Source organism: Gemmatimonadota bacterium, from assembly GCA_026705765.1.
GTDB lineage: Bacteria > Latescibacterota > UBA2968 > UBA2968 > UBA2968 > VXRD01.
Window position 1 is genome coordinate 1 of sequence record JAPPAB010000121.1, and the last position, 20,847, is coordinate 20,847.

At 49.8% G+C, this 20,847-nt stretch carries 14 protein-coding genes; 13 read left to right on the forward strand and 1 reads right to left on the reverse strand.

Translation table 11 applies throughout. The annotated features are described in order from the left end of the window. From OXH16_16415 to OXH16_16475, 13 genes are all read left to right on the forward strand, one after another. Nucleotides 1-1,251, forward strand: a 1,251-nt coding sequence (locus OXH16_16415) for an aminotransferase class III-fold pyridoxal phosphate-dependent enzyme (GenBank protein MCY3682982.1), incomplete at its 5' end; no start/stop codon positions are given. Between the two features lie 10 nt (nucleotides 1,252-1,261). After that, nucleotides 1,262-3,157 (forward strand): alkaline phosphatase family protein, encoded by a 1,896-nt coding sequence (locus OXH16_16420; GenBank protein MCY3682983.1) that lies wholly within the window; start codon nucleotides 1,262-1,264, stop codon nucleotides 3,155-3,157. 1 nt (nucleotide 3,158) lies between these two features. Continuing rightward, nucleotides 3,159-5,123 carry a hypothetical protein gene (locus tag OXH16_16425; GenBank protein ID MCY3682984.1) on the forward strand — a complete coding sequence of 655 codons (1,965 nt, stop codon included), beginning with the start codon at nucleotides 3,159-3,161 and terminating at the stop codon, nucleotides 5,121-5,123. 12 nt (nucleotides 5,124-5,135) lie between these two features. Beyond that, nucleotides 5,136-6,146 (forward strand): Gfo/Idh/MocA family oxidoreductase, encoded by a 1,011-nt coding sequence (locus OXH16_16430; GenBank protein ID MCY3682985.1) that lies wholly within the window; start codon nucleotides 5,136-5,138, stop codon nucleotides 6,144-6,146. A gap of 12 nt (nucleotides 6,147-6,158) precedes the next feature. Further along, nucleotides 6,159-7,163, forward strand: coding sequence for a Gfo/Idh/MocA family oxidoreductase (locus OXH16_16435; protein ID MCY3682986.1), 1,005 nt, complete (start codon nucleotides 6,159-6,161; stop codon nucleotides 7,161-7,163). 11 nt (nucleotides 7,164-7,174) lie between these two features. After that, a complete protein-coding gene (locus OXH16_16440) occupies nucleotides 7,175-7,870 on the forward strand; it encodes a haloacid dehalogenase type II (protein ID MCY3682987.1) in 696 nt (231 codons plus the stop codon). A gap of 10 nt (nucleotides 7,871-7,880) precedes the next feature. Further along, nucleotides 7,881-9,026 carry a carboxylate-amine ligase gene (locus OXH16_16445; protein MCY3682988.1) on the forward strand — a complete coding sequence of 382 codons (1,146 nt, stop codon included), beginning with the start codon at nucleotides 7,881-7,883 and terminating at the stop codon, nucleotides 9,024-9,026. Between the two features lie 13 nt (nucleotides 9,027-9,039). Further along, nucleotides 9,040-10,437, forward strand: coding sequence for a sulfatase (locus tag OXH16_16450; GenBank protein MCY3682989.1), 1,398 nt, complete (start codon nucleotides 9,040-9,042; stop codon nucleotides 10,435-10,437). A gap of 24 nt (nucleotides 10,438-10,461) precedes the next feature. After that, nucleotides 10,462-11,004, forward strand: a complete 543-nt coding sequence (locus OXH16_16455; GenBank protein ID MCY3682990.1) for a hypothetical protein — start codon at nucleotides 10,462-10,464, stop codon at nucleotides 11,002-11,004. Nucleotides 11,005-11,022: 18 nt separating this feature from the next. Next, entirely contained in the window at nucleotides 11,023-11,877 is an 855-nt protein-coding gene (locus OXH16_16460) for a sugar phosphate isomerase/epimerase (protein ID MCY3682991.1), read from the forward strand. 5 nt (nucleotides 11,878-11,882) lie between these two features. Next, nucleotides 11,883-13,124: an argininosuccinate synthase gene (gene argG, locus OXH16_16465; protein ID MCY3682992.1), complete on the forward strand. Its 1,242-nt coding sequence runs from the start codon at nucleotides 11,883-11,885 to the stop codon at nucleotides 13,122-13,124. 61 nt (nucleotides 13,125-13,185) lie between these two features. Then, nucleotides 13,186-16,500, forward strand: a complete 3,315-nt coding sequence (locus OXH16_16470) for a helicase-related protein (protein ID MCY3682993.1) — start codon at nucleotides 13,186-13,188, stop codon at nucleotides 16,498-16,500. Beyond that, nucleotides 16,500-20,267, forward strand: a complete 3,768-nt coding sequence (locus OXH16_16475) for an Eco57I restriction-modification methylase domain-containing protein (protein ID MCY3682994.1) — start codon at nucleotides 16,500-16,502, stop codon at nucleotides 20,265-20,267. The genes OXH16_16470 and OXH16_16475 overlap by 1 nt, the downstream gene beginning before the upstream one ends. A gap of 93 nt (nucleotides 20,268-20,360) precedes the next feature. On the opposite strand, the gene OXH16_16480 is transcribed toward OXH16_16475, so the two are convergent. Continuing rightward, on the reverse strand, nucleotides 20,361-20,847 hold a 487-nt coding region (locus OXH16_16480; GenBank protein MCY3682995.1), incomplete at its 5' end, for a class I SAM-dependent DNA methyltransferase.

Consider the following 20,847-nt stretch of genomic DNA (forward strand, 5'->3'; position numbering starts at 1 on the left):
GTAGTATCAGTCAACCGCGCTGTCACACCGGAAATCGCCTTTGTGCGCGGGCAGGGCAGCCATGTTTGGGATGCAGACGGCAAAGAATACATCGACTATCACGCGGCATTCGCGCCATTTATTCTCGGACACAACGATCCGGATGTAAACGCGGCAGTGGCAAAAATACTCACCGCTGGCGCAACACTGATGGGATCGGGCACCAATCCCTGGGAAGGACATTGCGCCGCATTAATTGTAAAACACGTCCCGTCCGTCGAAAAGGTCATGCTCACCAATACGGGATCGGAAGCCACCTATCACGCCATTCGAATCGCACGGGCGCACACGGGGCGCAATGGCGTCATCGTAATACAGGGAGGATACAACGGCTGGCACAACGACGTAGCGTTGAATGTCATGACGCCAATAGACGCAATCGGACCGCGGGTCTCACCGGGAGAATACAAAAAAGTACCGCTCTCTGCCGGCGTGCCCAATAACGCGTTAGACGATGTACATGTAGTAAATTTTAACGACCTCAACTCCGTGCGCTGGGCAATGGATCAGTACGATATTGCCGCACTGATTCTCGAGCCAATTTTGCAAAATATCGGCATCGTACACCCACAAGCGGGCTATTTACAGGAACTGCGCGATTTGTGCGATGCGCGAGGGGTTGTGCTAATATTCGACGAAGTAAAAACGGGATTTCGCCACGCAATGGGAGGCTATCAAAGCATATGTGGCCTCATGCCGGACCTGTCCGTATTTGGCAAAGCAATAGCCAATGGCTATCCCATTGGCGCGATTGGCGGACGGGCATCGCTCATGGATTATTTTGTCCACAAAGAGCCCGCAAAGCGCGTGTTAATCGCCGGAACTTACAACGCCCATCCCATATCATGCGCGGGCGCCATTTCCACAATGGAAAAACTCGCATCGGCAGATTTTAAACAACTTTACGCAATGGGCGAACAGTTAGAGACGGAATTGACCACATTATTCAAAGAATCCGGAATAGAAGTGTTCATTTCCCGACAGGGATCGGCTTTTTGCGTTTATTTTATGGACCACGCGCCCGTTGATTGGCACGATATTGCCGAACACCACGATTTCGCGCTTGACGAACAGTATCGTCGCGCATTGATTGAAAAGGGCATCTATCACTTTCCACTGGCAACCAAGCAAGGCAGTATTTCGTTTGCACATTCACGATCAGATATAGATGAAACGCTCTCAAAAACGCGAGACGTTCTTCAATTACTTTGAGGAGGAGTATATGGAAAGTCCAGCAAAAAAGGCAATTGTCATAGGGATGGATGGGGCGAGCATGGAAATTGTAAAAAACCTGGCCGACTGGGGGCACATGCCCAATATCGCAAAGCTCATGGAACGCGGGGCCTGGCGCCCCATGATTGGCGTATTTCCCACCCTCACGCCGCCGGGATGGACAGCTATAGCCACGGGATCGTGGCCCGGCAATCACGAAGTAATGGATTTTAACATCCGCGCCCTGGGCAAACGACTGGACCAGACCGTCTGGGGCATCAATACGGAACTATCCAAATCCGAATACATCTGGAATACTTATGAGCGTGCGGGTAAAATGCCGATTCTGGTCAAATGGGAAATGTCGTGGCCGCCCACAGTAACGACCGGGATCCAGGTAGAAGGCACGGGACCCGGTGTATCCAATCACCATCAGGTCGCGGGCTATCACTTATTTGTAGGAGGCAAGTGGGCACCTCGACGACTGGTCGTACAGCGCGACCCCGAAACACTGGACCCGAGCGCCCTGCAAACCGTATCGGAATTTGACCCCGTCACCCTCAAAGCGGCAGATGGATGGACAGCACTGCCCGACTCCGAAAAGCCACCGCTCGAAGTCGAAATGGTGATCACACCCTTGGCGCGCGGACGCGCGCCCATGAACCGGGGAAAGAAAGGCACGCCCAAACCATTTTACGGTTTGATCTATGCGACAACCGCAAAGGGATACGATCGCATATCCGTCTGTAGCACGCGAGACGGAGATTCAAAAGTGTGTGACCTCGGCGTGGGCGAATGGAGCGATTGGTGGCTCGACACATTTGAAATAGACGGCGAACAGGTAAGCGGCTACGTACAGATGAAATTGATCGCACTGACCGAAAATGCCGATATGTTCGAGCTATTCGTACCGCAAATCTGGCCGCCTGACGACTATACCAAACCGGCGTCAATCGCGCGGGAAATAGACGAAAACGTCGGTAATTTCTTGCAAAACCCCGGCCGCGATGCCCTGGGCGTAATTGACGATGACACGTATTTTGAATTGCTGGAGTTCCACCACCAGCGACTGGCCGATGTGGCGCAATACCTGACGGAATCTCGCTCGTGGGATCTACTGATGATTGAAACGCACGCTTCGGATTATACGAGCCACTTCTTCCTCGGACAGGCCGATCCCACCAGCGGTGCCGAGCAATCGGTTCTCGAGCGGTCGCGCGAAGGCGTCTTCCGCACCTATCAGTCAATTGATCGCATGATCGGGCGCATCGTTGACGATATTGCCGACGACGATACCGTCGTCGCAGTGGTAGCCGATCACGGCGGCACATCCAATCAATTCCCCGCAGTCAACATCCGCAAAGTCCTCACAGAAACGGGATTTGTGAAATACCACGAAAATGGACAAATCGACTGGAGCAAAACGCGCGCATGCGACGTGGGATTGGTCCATATCTTCATCAATCTGGAAGGACGCGAACCCGACGGGATTGTTTCCCAGGACGATTACGAAACCGTGCGCCGAGAGCTAATCGCCGCGCTGATGGAATACAAAGACGAAGCCACCGGACGCCACCCCTTCGCGCTAGCTCTGAGCCGCGAAAATGCCGAAATGGTCAACTTGTGGAGCGACCTGGTCGGCGATGTGGTCTATGCACTGCATCCCGAATTTGACGGTGCTCACGGCAAGCAATTGCCCTCGGTGAGCTTTGGCATGGCCGGGCAGCATTCGACATTTGTGATTGCAGGCGCGGGGATTAAGCAGACCGGCATGCTCACAAAACAAGTGCGCTCAATCGATGTCGCCCCCACAATCTGTTATCTCACCGGAGTACCCATGCCGATGCAGGTCGAAGGCGGCGTGGTCTATGAAGCCCTCGAAGATCCCGATTGGCATATAAAATAATATGGCAGAAGCATCGACATATCGGGCAACTGAGGTACAAAGCGGACGCGCCGTAACACCCCGGGCCATTTTTGTAGCCATCGTAATCATCGTCGCAACCGTCTTGTGGGACGAGTGGATGGCCTACTACATGAGCGGCTCCAATATCAGCCGCAGCCATTTTCCACTGGCACTGCTCTTTCCATTCTTATCGCTGGCCGTATTGAACATCATCGCGCGCCGTGCCCTGCCCTCTCTCGTTCTCACCCCACCGGAATTGCGCGTAGTTCTGGGGATGGGACTCGTCGCCGCAATCGTCCCTTATGACGGCGTTACCGGGCACCTCATCGGTGTCTTAGCCGGGGTGTACTATTTTGCCACGCCAGAAAATGGATGGAATTTTTATCTCCATCACAATATCCCAACCTGGCTGGCACCGCAAAATGATACGGGTGCGATGAACTGGTTTTACGAAGGCACGCCCGCAGGCCATGTCCCCGCACTCGGCGCCTGGATAACCCCGCTTTTCTGGTGGACCTGCTTCCTCGGCGCAGTCGCATTTGCCGTCTTTTGTGTGGTCGTCATGTTGCGCCGCCAGTGGGTAGATCACGAACGCCTGACCTATCCCATCGTAGAAGTGGGCACCCTATTGACCGAGACCCAACAAGGGGGCAGGCTATCCCGGACTTTTTCGTCGCCGCTGTTCTGGATCGCATTTGGACTCGTGATGCTGCTAAAAGTCTGGAACATCGGGTCGTACTTCACACCTATTTTTCCGCACATTCCGTTTGAAGGCGGGCAATTTCGATTCTACCCCGACTTTCCTTTTTTAATACGCAGGGTCAGTTTTTATGCCATTGGCTTCGGTTATTTTGCGCGATTGGACGTGCTGTTCAGCGTTTGGGTATGGGTGCTTTTATCTGGCTTTGAGGTCCTTTTATTCAACAAATTTGGGTACACACCCGGCGCGGCAGACCGCCAGTGGCAAAGTCCCGCCCTGGGCTGGCAAAGTGGTGGCGCACTCATTTTTCTCGCAATCTGGAGCCTATGGATGGGCCGCGCACACCTCACAGATGTCTGGCGAAAAGCCGTGCAACCAGATTGCGAAGTCGATGACAGCGGCGAATTGCTATCGTATCGCACGGCTGTAATCGGACTGATCGTCTCCCTGTTATTTGTCGCTACCTGGTTATACGCCGCGGGCCTGGCACTATTTGTCATTCTCACATTTTTGCCAATTGCCCTGTTGACATTTTTGGGACTCTCTCGCGTAGTTGCAGAACTCGGCCTCGTGTACGTGTATTATCAGGTACAGCCGTTTGACGCAGTATTGCAAATTTGGGGCACGCCAACAATCAACGGGCAAAGTGTCACAATCCTATCGTTTATGCGGATATTTAACAGCGCTGGCAAAGGCTATGTCATGCCCGCCATGACACAATCCGTCAAAGCCGTAGATCGCGTGGTAAAACCCAGACAAATTGCCCTGATGATCGGGATATCACTCATCCTGGGTTATATGGTTTCCGTCGCCAACACACTGTACCTGGGATACGCTTATGGCGCGTACAACCTGGGCAACATGGGACTCAAAAACGCCGCGCCGGGCGCATTTAACAAAGCGATCAACTCCATTCGCAATCCCATTCCAATGGGTGGCAAAGGCGGGTTGGCAATATGGGCTTTAATCGGTGCGGCAGCTATGGCCGCATTCACAATGGCCCGCTATTGGCTCCCCTGGTGGCCCCTGCACCCCATTGGCCTGGCCATACAGGGCAACTACGGCGTCACAAAGGTCTTCTTTTCAATTGTGATCGTCTGGGCAATCAAATCGCTGCTGATGAGAATAGGCGGCGTGGATCTCTACGAACGCGGCAAGCCCTTTTTTATCGGATTGATCGTCGCCCAGGCCGTGAGCACGGCTCTGGTCTTTGCCATCGATTGGGTGTGGTTCCCCGCACGCGGGCACAATGTACACAATTACTAAAAAGGAAACCCAATGATCGGAGTAGCAATTCAAGGCGCGGGAAATGTATCCACCGAACATATCAAAGCATACGAGAATAACCCCCATACCCGGGTCGTAGCCATTGGCAGTCGCACAATGGAAAGCGCGCAAAAAAAGGCCATCGCCTGCGGTATGGATTGTGAACTATTCGACTCTTACGACCGCATGCTCGCCCATCCCGGCGTGGATCTGGTATCGATTTGCACACCCCCTGATTTACACGCAGCAGAAACCATCGCAGCAGCCGAAGCTGGCAAACACATCCTGATCGAAAAACCCGTAGCCCTGAACCCCGACGAACTACACGCCATGGATGCAGCGGTTCAAAAAGCCGGGGTAAAAACCGTCGTAAGCTTTGTCCTGCGGTGGAACCCGATGGTCCTATCCATCAAACAAGTCATTGAAAAGGGATGGATCGGACAGCCACTTCTCGTACAGGCCGACTACTGGCACGGGCCAACCCATCAGCGCCCCAAAAAATTTGAAAAACCCGGATGGAATCCCATGACTGCCGGGGCTATTGTACACGGAGGCTGTCACGCAATGGATGCTGCGCGATATGTGCTGGATAATGACCCCATCGTTCAAGTATCCGGAGTATCCGCCCGCAATTCCAGTCATCCCGAAACATATCTCGCAACAACCGCAGCCGCGGTTCAGTTTGAGCGCGGCACCGCGGGAAAAATTTCCGGATCGACCGAATTTTTCATGCCCTATGTATTCAATCTGGAAGTGTTTGGCGACGAAGGCATAATCCGCAACAATCGGTTTTATACAAAACAAATCCCAGGACAACGCGACCTATCTGAAATACCAACCGTATTGCCAGACAGCGGCGCTGTATCACACCATCCCTTCCAGGAAATGATCGACCACTTCATCGACTGTATCACAACCGACGTGGAATCCCACGATAATCTATCCGTAGCGGTCAATACCCATCTGGCCTGCTTCGCCGCTGAAGCATCCGCACGGGATCGGGGTACGCCAGTTCATCTATAGAAGGAAAGCGACATGACATCCGACCAAACGCTCAAAATAGGACTCGTCGGCTGTGGAGGACTGGGATCGCGACACGCCGCCAACGTAGAGAGTATAGCAGGTGCAGAACTCGTGGCAGTTTGCGACCATCAACGGGCTTCGGCAGAGGCTCTATCTGACAAACTCGCGTCCCAACCAGCTGTTTACGACAATCACCGAACCATGCTATCGGCGCAATCTCCAGACGTCGTACTGGTAGTAACACCCAATTTTGTACACAGCCCCATTACAGTCGATGCCGCCACAGCAGGCGCGCATGTCTTCTGCGAAAAACCCATGGCACTCACAATTGAAGATTGCGACGCGATGATTGAAGCTGCTGATAACGCGGGTGTTTTTTTAATGATCGGATATGTGCGGCGATTTCAAAATGCCTACCGCGAAATGAAACGATTAATCGATAAAGGACAAATTGGCGAGGTGCGCATGGCGCATACCGTACGTTTGGGCACAGGCGCACCTGGGGGCGTAGCGGGATGGCAATTGGATAAGGAGAGATACGGCGGGCTTTTTTCAATGCACAGCCACGAACTGGATCAACTCACCTGGATGGCCGGCGATGTGCGCGCTGTTCAGGCTGTGATGAGATACGACGATGCGTCACATAACACCGTAGAGGAAAGTATCTTTATCAATTTGGAATTCAGTTCAGGCGCAATCGGGTCTTTGAGCAGCAGCCGAATTTATCCAGGTGGAAGCTATGAACTGGGCGTAGCTGGCACCGAAGGCTCAGTGAAAATTACCAGCGGAACAGGCGCGCAACTCACACTCAACCGGGTAGGCGAAAAACCCGAACACATGACTTATGAGAGGAACAATGGCCTGCTGGAAGAAATGACCTATTTTTTAAAGTGTATCCGCACAGGCGAACAACCACAGTCCAACGGCCACGACGGCAGACGCACCATTGCGATTTCCCTCGCCGCCCATGAATCTGCGCGCACAGGTGAAAAAGTAAAAGTACAGGGATATAGTTGACGGAGGCCTCAATGGCAAAATTTGAACAAGTACAGGCATTGACATTTGACCTATTTGGCACGATTTTGGATCTGGGTGGCAGCTTGACGCCATTTATCGACGAAATGCTTCGAGAAAAAGGATCCGACACCACAGCAGAACAGTTCTGGCAGCAATGGCGCTATCGTCAACGCCTGGAGCAATTTCAGGACACAATCATGATGCTCGGGCACGGAGGCTACCTGGAGACAGTGCGGCGTGCATTTGTATATGTGCTCGCCCTGAATAAAATTGAAATGTCAAAAGAGGAAGTACAGACATTCTTTGCATGCTGGCAGGAATTATCGCCCTTTCCAGAAGTCAGAGCAGGGCTGGAGAAATTGACCACGCGTTACAAACTCGTCGGACTATCCAACGGCGACCCCGCCTTTCTCGATCACCTGGCGAAAAACCGAATCCAGTGGGATTTCGACGCCGTCATCTCCGTAACGACAATGGGCGCATTCAAGCCACATCCCGCCGTGTATCGCCGCGCCGCGCAAATCCTGGGACTGGAAGTAGGCGAATGCATGATGGTATCGGCCAACTCGTTTGATGTGGTAGGCGCCCGCGCCTGCGGTATGCGAGGTGCATACGTAAACCGCTATAACCTGCCCTACGAAGACTCCCCGTATCGCACAGATGTAACCGTCGCCGATTTTACAGAATTGGCCGAAGCAATCGCATAAAAGGCCCAATATGGATAAAGACCTCAAAATCACCCTCGGCGTCGAAGAAGAATTCTTTCTCGTTGCCCCCAACACCCGCGACCTCGTTGCCGATCCCGACCCGGGCATCCTCGCCGTTTGCGAAAAGAACAGCGGACCGCACAAAGTAGTGACGGAATTTCTGCGCTCCCAAATAGAGACCAACACCCGCGTCTGCACATCAATAGCCGAAGTCCGCACAGCACTGATAGAGACCCGTCGGATAGTCATTGATGCCGCTGTAAAATACGGTGCCGCATTGATGGCTGCCTCCACCCATCCCTTCGCGTCGTGGTCAGCACAGACGCCCACACCACAAAAGCGCTATGAGGAATTTGAAGTCACGTACCAGGAATCCGTGCGGCGATTGCTCATCGGAGGCATGCATATCCACGCCAGCTTCGGGAACCCAGATGAACGCATCCGCGTCATGACCGCACTTCGCCGGTACCTGCCCCTGCTCCACGCGCTATCCACCTCGTCGCCGTTCAGCGGCGGAAACCTCACCGGCTTCAAGTCCTATCGCCTGAACCTCTTCAGTGCCCTCCCGCGCACCGGCCTTCCCGGGGCCCTGTATTCTCAAGCAGAATACGAGCAACTCGTAGAAGACTACCAGCGCCTGAACTTTATCGGAGACGGCAGTGAACTCTGGTGGGACATCCGCCCCGGCAACGCTTATCCAACAGTAGAAATACGCATCTGCGACACCTGTTCGCACATCGAAGACGCAGTATGCATAGTCGCACTCTACGCATCTCTCATCCGCATGCTGCTGCGGCAGGCGCGGGCAGGCACCCTGCCTCCTGAGCCACGCACCGAAATCATCGCCGAAAATCGCTGGCTTGCACAGCGCTACGGGGTATTTGCGTTCCTGGGTGATACGCGAGACGGAGGGCGCATGGACATCGACGACTACGCACACGGACTAATTGAACAATTGACCGACGACGCCCGAGCACTCGACTGCGAAGACGAATTACACCGCGTATCCGAAATCATCCGCGACGGCAGCAGCGCGGACCGACAGGTTGACCATTTTCGCATCTGCCGCCTGGAGGGTGCCACTGAAATAGAGGCATTGCGCGCCGTCGTCGATCTGCTCATTGCCGAAACCCGAGAGGGAATTGATAAAGTCTGAGATAGAGGACCCCATGGAAAAAAATAAACCAAATGTATTATTCATTCTCGCAGACGACCTGGGCTGGCGCGATACGTCGTTATACGGCAGCGCATTTTGCAAAACTCCAAATATCGACGCCCTTGCCGAGCGCGGCATGATGTTCACCAATGCGTACGCGGCCAATCCCCTGTGTTCGCCTACTCGCGCGAGCATCATAACGGGATTGTGGCCCGCGCGCGTTGGTATTACAACACCGGGATGCCATCTGGACCGCATTGTACTCGATTCCTCTTTAAACGAAAAAGGACCACCGCATAACAAAGCTCTGATCGCGCAAAGCGTCACCCGCTTAAGCACAGAATACCAGACCCTATCCTCGGTATTTCGCGATGCCGGATACAAAACCGCGCACATTGGGAAATGGCACCTGGGTGCAGAGCCTTATAGCCCGTTTGAACACGGATTCGACATCGACATCCCGCACACACCTGCCCCCAGCCCATTGGCCGATGGCTGGTTTGCGCCGTGGAAAGTCTATCCCAACAAGGGCGAACCGGGCGAACACCTGGAAGATCGCATGGCACTGGAAGCCATTGAATTTATTCGCCAAAACAAAGACACACCTTTTTATCTCCAATTCTGGCAATTTTCCGTACATTCCCCCTGGCACGCCAAACAGGATGTAATAGAAAAATACGCGCAAAAAGTCGATATTGAAGACCCCCAGCACAATCCCGTTTACGCAGCCATGGTTGAAACAATGGACGACGCAGTAGGGCAATTAATGGGAACACTTGAAGAAGAGGGAATTTTAGACAACACCATCGTAATCTTCTTTTCGGACAACGGCGGAGTACACTGGAGCGCGAAAGAACACGTCCATCCCGATTATATCGATGTACCCATCACGAGTAACGCACCCTTAAGAGGCGGAAAGGCAAATATCTACGAAGGCGGCACCCGAGAACCGCTAATTATCGCGTGGCCTGGCCATATTGAAGCGGGCAGCCGCAACGACCAGGCGATTGTGCAGAGCATCGATTTCTTCCCCACCCTGACCGAACTCTGTGGCTTCGACGCACCTGCATCGGTTGACGGCATCAGTTTTGCACCCGCACTCCGCGGCGAAATCCTCGATCGAGACACCATCTTCTGTCACTTTCCGCACTATACGCCGGCAGCAGATGGCCTGCCATCGACTTATGTTCGCAAAGGCGATTGGAAACTCATCCGGTTCTACTGCGACAACGACGACCAGACCGATCGCGTAGAACTTTACAACCTGGTGGAAGACATTGGCGAGACAAATAATTTGGCGGACGAATATCCCGATCTGGTCTGTGAATTAGACAAATTAATCAACCAATTCCTGACAGACGCCGGTGCTGTGATACCCACGCCCAACCCCGCATATCGACAAAATGGATAGACCTCAATTATCCAGGAGGAGCACATGACTATTCAATACAACGGAATCTTACGCGCACTCGTCGCCGCGATCATACTCGCCGCGATCAGCACACTGGGCGATTTTTTATGGGCGCACCACGCGATCAAACACCGCATGTTTACCGGCATCCTCCACGGCGCACTATTGTGCCTCTGTTTGGGAATTGTTCTCGGCTATGGCGGCAAAACGACACAATCGATTTTATTGGGCGCACTCGGTGGCCTCGTAATTGGCATATTATCCGCCGGTGGATATTATCTCATGCGCCCGCTCATCCGCTCTGACGCGGTGATCGTCGCGTGGATGGAACTGTGGATCCTCGCAGCCCTGCTCCACTGGTGGGTGAACACCATCTCCGAAAGCCTGAAACGCACATTGCTCCGAGGTATCCTCGCCGCCGTGACTTCCGGCCTCGCCTTCTTAATTTTGGGCATTTGGACCAAACATGCGCTCGGCGGACCGCACTATCTCTACAAGTTGCTCTCCTGGACCATCGCCTTTTTGCCCGGATTTCTCGCACTATTTATAACGCGGAAAACCGACTAACACCTGTGGAGGTCTCTTTTGGTCAAACTCGTATGTCTAACACTACCCTATGCAAACTATCCTCTCGAGCGAGGGATTGAAGGCGTTGCCCGCGCGGGATATTCCCATGTGGGTTTGGGCTGGTCGCACGAAGGCGAAGATACGCTCGGTTTTGATCCCGACGGACCCCTTGTGCATCGCACAAAAACCCTGTGTGAACAAGCGGGCTTAACCCCTGTCGTAGTCGGACTTGGATCCACCCCGGCAAGGGATAACGCGCGTTATCTTATGCACAGAATTGATGTGTGCCAGGCACTTGGCGCCGAAACAATTCAGATGGGAGGTGCAGGCGGATATCGGCGTTTTCCCCATGAACCACTCGCCCCCGAAGTCTTTCAATCTGCCCACGACGCCTATGTCGCAGACCTGAAAGAAGCGGGCACCTATGCACAAAAACAAAACATTATCCTCGCACCCAAACCACATACCGGCAATACCGCAACCGCAAAACATCTCGCCAGCCTTCTCCCCGAAATTGATCGGCCCTCGGTGCGAGCCTGTTACGACCCGGGAAATGTCCATTATTACGAAGGCATATCTCCCGAAGACGATTTTCCCCATATTGCAGACCAAACCTGTAAAATAATCGCCAAAGACCACATGGGTCCCAAAGCAGAAAACAACTTCCCCATTCCCGGTGAAGGAGATATAGATTTTGAACGCATCTTTGCCACGGCATTCGAAGCGGGCTTTGATGGCCCAGTGGTCGTCGAGCGCGTAAACGGCACAGGTGGCGATTTTACCGCTGAAGAAATCGATATTCGCATCCGACACGCACGCGAAAATGTGATAGATTTACTGAATAGTGCGGGCTTTTCTTTAGACGAAGGATGAAAACAATGACGCTTAATGAACTGCGCGGAAAAACAGTGGCACTTGCATCGTCGGGAGGCTTGGACAGTTGCACCGTGACAAAATGGCTGGCTGACCGCGGCGTAAATGTCGTGAGTTTGACCGCAGATATTGGACAACCCGATGAGGAAAATATCGATGACATATCCAAACGCATGCTCGCCTGTGGCGCGCGTGAAGCCGTGCTGATTGATCTAAAGACCGACCTGGCAGAAGCGGGTATTGCAATGCTAATTGGACAAGCGCGTTACGAAGGCGGATATTGGAATACAACCGGCATCGCGCGATATGTCACCACGCGGGGATTATTGGAGGAAATGGACCGTCGCGATATCGACGTACTCGCGCACGGCGCAACCGGACGCGGCAACGACCAGGTGCGATTTCAACTCGTCGCCAACATGCTCAAACCCAGCGTAACCGTGTATGCCCCCTGGCGCGACCCCGCATTTCTCGACATATTTGGCGGGCGCAAAGAAATGATCGATTTTTGCAATACATACAATTTGCCGATCACAGCGACGTATGAAAAACCCTATTCTACCGACGCCAACTTTCTGGGCCTAACACACGAAGCGGGCAAACTCGAATACCTCGATGTCGCAGCCGATTTTATCGAACCGGGCATGGGCGTATTTCCCGCACAGGCACCAGATACACCCGAACCATTTACCGTCAGAATAGACGCGGGCCTCCCGGTACAAATCAATGGTACGGACACCGATTCCGCGACCGCAATCCTGAAAGCCAATGAAATAGGCGGGCGAAACGGCGTGGGCATTGGGATTCACACCGTGGAAAACCGCTTTGTCGGCATCAAATCGCGCGGCGTATATGAAAGCCCGGGACTTTGCCTGCTCGGCGCATGTTACGAGTTCTTGCTCCAACAAGTTCTGGACCGGCGCGCGCGAAAATTTTACGATTCGATATCTTCATCCCTCGCCGAACAAATCTATCAGGGATATTACTGCGATTTATCCACTCAAATGATGCAAGGCGCGCTCGCACCCGTGGCAAAATTATTGACGGGCACAATCACAGTCGCCGCATACAAAGGCACGGTATTATTTCAATCATCGGAAAATGTTCCCCACTCTCTCTACTCCGAAGAAACCGCTTCAATGGAAGACGTGGGCGACTACGACCACCGCGATTCCGAAGGCTTCCTAAACGTCCTCGGCGTCGGCGCAAAAGCCCAACACGCAGCGGGACAAAGTGCTGATTTATGAGTGATGTTCAATTCCGATAGCAGTTCAATCCATCCCCAAATTATCAAATCAAGAGTACCCCATGTCACAAAATAACCTCTCTTTGCAAATCTCAGGAATCCGAGATAACCACCATCGGGGTACAGTGGGCAATTTCCTCAAGTCCAAAATCCAGAATGGATCATCACTTTCAATCGTCTCTGCGTACTTTACAATCTACGCTTTTGAAGCCTTGAAAGCATCTCTGGTAGATATTAAAGACCTGCGATTTTTGTTTGGCGAGCCGCGTTTTGTCAAAAGCCTCGACCCGGAAAGGACGGACAAAAAAGCCTTCAAGATCGAGGATGAAGGCTTGCAACTTCAGAACCGACTTGAGCAAAAGCGCGTTGCCAAAGAATGCGCCGAGTGGATCAAAAAAAAGGTACAGATTCGGTCAATAAAAGCACTGAATCTATTACACGGAAAAATGTACCACATTGCCCATAACGGTGTGGAAGACGCCATTATGGGCAGTTCTAATTTTACGGTACGAGGCCTGGGGCTGAGCCAGACGAGCAACAATATTGAACTCAATCTGGAGGTAGATAGCAACCGTGACCGCCGCGATCTGAAAACATGGTTTGATGAACTCTGGAATAACCAAGAACTGGTCGAAGATGTTAAAGCGGAGGTGCTATTATACCTTGAGCAACTCTATCAAAATCACGCGCCGGAATTTATCTACTACAAAACCCTGTTTCATATCTTTGAGCAGTATTTGGATGAACAGGAGAGTAGCGGGTTGCTCGCCGAGCAGATGCAACTCGTCGATACAGAGATTTGGAACGCCCTGTTTGAATTTCAGAAAGACGGCGTAAAAGGCGCGATCAACAAAATTCGTCAACACAACGGCTGTATCATTGCCGACAGTGTTGGCCTGGGTAAGACCTTCGAAGCTCTGGCAATAATCAAATACTTTGAACTGCAAAATGACAAAGTCCTCGTATTGTGTCCCAAGAAACTGCGCGACAACTGGACGATTTACCAGGCGCAGAATAACAGCGAACTGAATCCCTTCCTCAAAGATCGCTTTGGATATACAGTCCTATCACACACTGACCTGAGCCGCGATGGAGGTAAGTCGGGAGATATTCCTCTTGAGACCATCAACTGGGGCAACTACCATTTAGTCGTGATCGATGAGTCGCACAACTTCCGCAACAACACACCAGGCAAGCGAGACGAGGACGGCAATCTGATTCGCAAGAGCCGCTATCAACGCTTGATGGAGGATATTATCCAGAGCGGGGTCAAAACCAAAGTTTTGTTGCTTTCCGCTACACCAGTGAACAATGATTTAAAAGATTTACGCAATCAGATCTATTTTTTTACTGAAGATCGCGATGACGCTTTCCGAGGGTCGCTCGGTATTGTCAGCCTGAAAGACACACTGGCAACTGCACAGCGCACGTTTACAGAATGGGCGAAGCAGAGGAGTGTACACCGAAAAACTTCTGCTTTGTTGGAACAACTCAGTTCTGCCTTTTTCAAGCTACTTGATGAATTAACCATCGCCCGTTCAAGAAAACATATTGAGGAATACTATCGGGATTCGCTTAAAGAACTCGGTGGATTTCCAACTCGAAGTAAGCCTATCTCTGTTTCTCCTAATATTGATCTGAAGAATCAGTTTATATCTTACGACGAGTTGAACAATGAAATCTCTAACTACCAGCTTTCCCTATTCAATCCCTCAAAATACGTCCTTCCCGAATACCAATCCCAATACGATACTCAGCAGATCCGAAATTTTACACAAAGCGACCGTGAACATTACTTGATTGGCATGATGAAGGTGAATTTTCTCAAAAGGTTGGAAAGTTCCGTTCATTCATTTGCCATTACAATGCAGCGTACTATGGAAAAAATTGAGGCACTGGAAGAACGAATCAGACGGTTTCAAGCGTTCCGCGATGACAACCCTGATTTGGATTTGGAAGAGATCGAAATTGAAGCCCTTGAAGACGAAGAATTGCAGGAAGCATTGCAGGTAGGAGAAAAGCTCGTCTTCAAAATGGCGCATCTCAATGTTGATAAGTGGCTGAAAGATTTGAAGCGCGACAAAGAACAGCTCGAGTTACCTTACCTTTTCGCAAAGGACATTACGCCTGACCGAGACGCCAAACTCGCCAAACTGAAAGAACTCATTGCAGAAAAAGTCAAACATCCGACAACCACCAAAAATGACCAGCCAAATCGCAAGGTATTGGTCTTCACCCACTTTGCCGATACTGCCACATATCTCTACGATGCACTGCGTCAATGGGCAACCGATGAGTTGGGGATTCATATTGCAATGGTATCGGGGGGTTCCGAGAATAAGACGACCTTTGGCAGAAATGAATTTAGCAACATCCTGACAAATTTTTCTCCCGTTGCTAAAAAACGCGCTCAGATGGAATCCATGCCACAAGATGATGAGATTGATCTACTGATAGGTACTGATTGCATATCCGAAGGCCAAAATCTGCAAGACTGCGATTATTTGATTAACTACGATATTCACTGGAATCCAGTGCGAATTATTCAACGGTTTGGGCGGATTGACCGCATCGGTAGCATCAATCACAGTGTTCAGCTTGTCAACTTCTGGCCGACATCTGACCTCAACCGCTACATCAAACTGAAAAATCGCGTTGAGGCGCGGATGGCACTGGTAGATATCACTGCCACGCAGGGAGATAATCTGTTGGAACCAGAGGATATTCAAGACGTAATTTCTGATGAACTCAAATATCGGAACCAACAACTCCTGCGCTTGCAAGAAGAAGTATTAGACCTGGAGGATTTCAACGAAAGCATTGCACTCAATGAATTTACCCTCGACGACTTCCGCATCGAATTGATGAAGTATATTGAAAGCAATAGGCAAATCCTCGAAGACGCGCCGTTTGGACTTTATGCAGTTGTTCCAACGCATCCGGATTATCCAGTGATTACTCCTGGCGTTGTTTTCTGTCTGCGGCAGAAAGGGGATTCAACGGGAAATGAGAAGGTCAATCCATTGCAGCCCTATTTCCTTGTCTATATTCGGGAAGATGGCGCAGTACGCTTTACCTTTGCCCAACCCAAGCAAATTCTCGAGATGTACCGTCAGCTATGCGAAAATGCAAAAAACCCTTATGAGGAACTGTGCGCCTTATTCGACAAGCAGACAAACAACGGCGCAGATATGACGCAATACAACGAACTGCTTCAGAAAGCTGTTCGTTCACTCAGTCGCACCTATCAAAAACGCGCTATCCGTAATCTATTAGGTGATCGCAGTGGCACCCTGCCCAAAAAACAACAACAGGTTAGCAAAACTACAGATTTTGAACTCATCACCTGGCTGGTGATTAAATCGGAAAATCAATAATGAATGACATAGAATACAAACAGAAAATCTCTGGAGCTTTACAACGCTTTAAAGCTGGGGACCTCGCCCAAAATGCCCGAAATCTGCTTAACACGCTCGGTTACCATAGCGATTTAGAGATGGATATCGAACCAAATACCGCAAAGGGGTTTATTGCAGAGTTCGATCTGTCTGATAAGATGAATCGGGAGCGGGCACAGATAGATGACTGGGTGTCAATTGATCTTCTCTTTCAATTACGGGAAGAGGAAATCACCGAGAGTGATAATATACAAATCCCTTTTGATAACCGGCAGATTGATAACACTCGTATTGAGTCATACCTGTTCTTTGCGCTGAAACTACAGAATGGCAATTACACCCGTACGCAACTGTCCAATATTACCCGCGAAATCAACAAGCTGACTCCAATGCCCGCAATGGTGCTTTTCCAGCACGGGCAGACCCTGACCTTCTCGATTATTGACCGCCGTTTGCACAAACGCGACGAATCCCGCGATGTTCTCGAAAAAGTGACACTGATTAAAAATATTGATTGTAGTGATCCCCACCGAGCACACATTGAAATCCTATTCGACCTTGCCCTCGAACAATTGCACAAAACACACGGTATTCACAACTTTGTTGCACTCCATCGCGCCTGGGCTAAAACACTTAATATTCAAGAACTGAACAAGCAGTTCTATCGCGAACTCTCCGACTGGTACTTCTGGGCTGTTGATCAAGTGACGTTCCCAGCAGATATGGAAAAAGATAAAGAGATTCGCAACGCCACCAGCTTGATCCGCTTGATCACGCGGCTAATTTTTGTGTGGTTTATCAAGGAAAAAGGACTGGTACAGAACGCTCTCTTTGATAAAAAGCAGATTGATAAAATCCTCAAAAATACCGATCCCCTGAAAAGCACCTATTACAAAGCGGTTCTTCAAAATCTTTTCTTTGCCACACTCAATACAGAGATGAAACCTAAGAACCGCAAGTTCAGGCATCGGGCCAAGCAATCGAGTGGACGCGATCAGCACTACATGGTGCATTCTCTTTACCGATATGAGCGGTATTTCAACCATTCTAAAGAAGCACTCGGTTTTTTTCAGGAGATTCCCTTTCTCAATGGCGGTTTGTTTGAGTGTCTGGATAAACCCGGCAAAGACAACTCCAAAAAGATCCTGCGTGTTGACGGCTTTTCTGACCGAAACGACATTCCGCTGCATGTCCCCAATTTTCTATTTTTTTCCGATGAACAGGATGTTGACCTCAACGCGGCTTACGGCACAAAAGGTAAACGTTATAAGGTGCGCGGGCTGATTAATATTCTCGACCGTTACAAATTCACGGTAGCTGAAAATACGCCTATAGAAGAGGAAGTCGCACTTGATCCCGAACTGCTCGGCAAGGTTTTTGAAAACTTGCTTGCCGCGTACAATCCCGAAACACAGACAACTGCCCGCAAGCAGACCGGCTCTTTTTATACACCCCGCGAAATAGTCAACTACATGACGGACGAGTCATTGATTGCCTATTTCAAATCTACCCTCATTTCATCTTACGAATCCAAAAGCACCCTTTCCGCGACAACGCCCCCTTCGCAACTGGATCTCACTGGTCAAACAGAGCCGGTACAATCTCGGCTTGAGATACAAAAAGGATCGCTATCTGATAAACAAAAAGCCTTTATCGAAAGTAATCTCCGCCACTTGATCACATATAACGATGAACCGCACCGATTCTGTGACGAAGAAACCGAGCAGTTAATCAAAGCCATTGACGATCTCAAAATCCTCGATCCCGCTTGCGGTTCGGGCGAGTTCCCCATGGGCATCCTACGTAAGCTGGTTTTCATCCTTGGAAAACTTGACCCAGGCAACGATCAGTGGAGGCAACGGCAAATTGCCAGAGTTGAAAGCACCATTGAGACAGCAGAAAAAATTGACGACAGCACTGTTCGTGAAAACACCATCCGCGACCTTGAGCAGGAAATCGACAATATCAATGAGGCTTTTGAACGGAACGAACTCGACTACGGACGCAAACTCTACTTAATTGAAAACTGTATCTATGGGGTCGATATTCAGCCGATAGCTGTACAGATTTCCAAACTTCGTTTCTTTATTTCGCTCATCGTAGATCAGAAAATTGATAATTCACGGGAAAACCGAGGCGTTCGACCATTGCCCAATTTGGAAACCAAGTTTGTAGCAGCCAATACACTTCTCAGTGTGGATAAACCCGCGCAAATTTCCATCCGAAACCCGCAGATTGACCAAAAAGAAAAGGAATTAGCCGAAGTGCGGAGAAAATACTTTACCGCCCGCACTCCAAGAACCAAAGACAAATACCGTGGCCAGGACGACCAAATCCGTGCTGAAATCAGTGAGTTGCTAAAACGCGATGGTTTTCCCAGTGAAACCACTGAAAAGATCGCCTATTGGAACCCTTATGACCAAAATGCCACCGCTGATTTCTTTGACCAGGAATGGATGTTCGGTATCAAGGATGGGTTTAATGTAGTCATTGGAAATCCGCCTTATATTCAGTTACAGAAAGACAATGGGAAACTGGGCAAACTATACAAGGACTCCGGCTTTGCCACTTTTATTCGTACAGGTGATATTTACTGCCTGTTTTACGAAAAAGGCGTCGCTCTGCTCAAAGCCGACGGACACCTCTGCTATATTACATCTAACAAATGGATGCGAGCCGGCTATGGTAAAAAACTGCGCGAGTTCTTTGCGAAAAAAACCAATACCAAAAATCTGCTGGATTTTGGCGGGTTTCAAGTGTTTGAGACTGCCACTGTGGATACCAACATCCTGCTGATAGAAAAAGCATCGCCCAGACAACAACTACAGGCAACACATTTCAAAAGTGACTTCAAGGCAGGCGACAGTATCGGCAAATATGTAAAAGAAAACGCAGTTCATCTACCACGCCTCGGCAACGATACCTGGTTTATCGGCAGCAAAGCAGAAATCAACTTAAAAGAGAAGATAGAGCGAATAGGTAAACCGCTGAAAGAATGGGATATATCCATTTATCGAGGAGTATTAACGGGCTATAATGATGCCTTTATCATTAATAACCAAACTAAGGACGCGCTGGTTGCGCAGGATGCGAACAGTGCAGAGATCATTAAACCGATTCTGCGCGGGCGCGACATCAAGCGCTATCAAGCGAATTGGGCAGGATTGTGGTTGATAGACTCACATAATGGTTATGATAATATCCCACCTATTGATATTGAAAACTACCCGGCCATCAAAGCCCATTTAGACAAGTTCTATACAAGGCTGGAAAAACGGCAAGATAAAGGGGTTACTCCTTACAACCTGCGTAACTGCGCTTATCACGCAGAGTTTGAAAAAGAAAAGATTGTTTGGGCAGATTTATCTAGATCTGGAAACTCATTTTCTTATGACAAGAATATGATGTTTCCGTTAAACACAGGTTACATTATGACAGGTGAATCAATGCTTTATTTACTTGCTGTCTTAAACTCGAAAGCAATTCTCTGCTACTTAGATATGATAAACCAAAAACTGGATAAAAATGGTTGGCGATGGATCCATCAGTATGTTGTTGAACTCCCAATACCAAAACTTACCGTAGCCCAACAACAACCCTTTATCAATTTGGTTGATCAAATCCTTGCCACCAAAACCAAAGATCAAAACATAGACATCACTGAACTTGAAAACCAGATTAACAAGTTGGTTTATCAGCTTTATGAACTAAATATTGATGAAATAAAAATCATTGAGGGAACCTAAAATTTCAATACTATATTCTCTTTAAGTTTATTATTTTCAAAATTTTATATCAATATAGAAATGTATATAGAGGATCCATTGTTATAGTAATAATCAAGATTCCACAAGACTAATTTCCTCATCGGTCAGGTTATAGAGTTGATAGACTAACTGATCAATTTCCGCCTCGGCCGCTCTGGTGTTCACCCCCGGATTGGCCGCTTTAGCTTGCAGGATGCTGTCCACTATGTGGATGAACGGAGGTTGCTCTGCGGCGGTAATTTTGGGAACGGGCAGCCGCTCGACAAAGATTTTTTGCATCAAAAATCCACTATCATCCCAAGAATAAACATACAGTGGTATTAGAAAACGCATGAGTTTGGAATTGAGAAGAGCGACGATATAGCGCAAGTTTTCTCCGGTTAGGATAAAGGCAGTCTTATCTGTAATGAACTCACCATATAAGTCAAGCGAAACGCGGGGAAAACCGTTGTCCAAGTGCTTTGCACGCCGCATTGTTTCTGGATATACTATCTTCTCTTGATAAAACTCTGCGTGATAAGCGCAGGTATCTTGTAGTTCAAACCATGCGTGAGGGGTT

What these genes read in the sequence shown, in the direction of transcription:
- OXH16_16420 (MCY3682983.1), top strand. Translation starts at nt 1,262, where the DNA reads ATGGAAAGTCCAGCAAAAAAGGCAATTGTCATAGGGATGGATGGGGCG.
- argG (MCY3682992.1), top strand. Translation starts at nt 11,883, where the DNA reads ATGACGCTTAATGAACTGCGCGGAAAAACAGTGGCACTTGCATCGTCG.
- OXH16_16440 (MCY3682987.1), top strand. Translation starts at nt 7,175, where the DNA reads ATGGCAAAATTTGAACAAGTACAGGCATTGACATTTGACCTATTTGGC.
- OXH16_16435 (MCY3682986.1), top strand. Translation starts at nt 6,159, where the DNA reads ATGACATCCGACCAAACGCTCAAAATAGGACTCGTCGGCTGTGGAGGA.
- OXH16_16475 (MCY3682994.1), top strand. Translation starts at nt 16,500, where the DNA reads ATGAATGACATAGAATACAAACAGAAAATCTCTGGAGCTTTACAACGC.
- OXH16_16445 (MCY3682988.1), top strand. Translation starts at nt 7,881, where the DNA reads ATGGATAAAGACCTCAAAATCACCCTCGGCGTCGAAGAAGAATTCTTT.
- OXH16_16455 (MCY3682990.1), top strand. Translation starts at nt 10,462, where the DNA reads ATGACTATTCAATACAACGGAATCTTACGCGCACTCGTCGCCGCGATC.
- OXH16_16430 (MCY3682985.1), top strand. Translation starts at nt 5,136, where the DNA reads ATGATCGGAGTAGCAATTCAAGGCGCGGGAAATGTATCCACCGAACAT.
- OXH16_16425 (MCY3682984.1), top strand. Translation starts at nt 3,159, where the DNA reads ATGGCAGAAGCATCGACATATCGGGCAACTGAGGTACAAAGCGGACGC.
- OXH16_16450 (MCY3682989.1), top strand. Translation starts at nt 9,040, where the DNA reads ATGGAAAAAAATAAACCAAATGTATTATTCATTCTCGCAGACGACCTG.
- OXH16_16470 (MCY3682993.1), top strand. Translation starts at nt 13,186, where the DNA reads ATGTCACAAAATAACCTCTCTTTGCAAATCTCAGGAATCCGAGATAAC.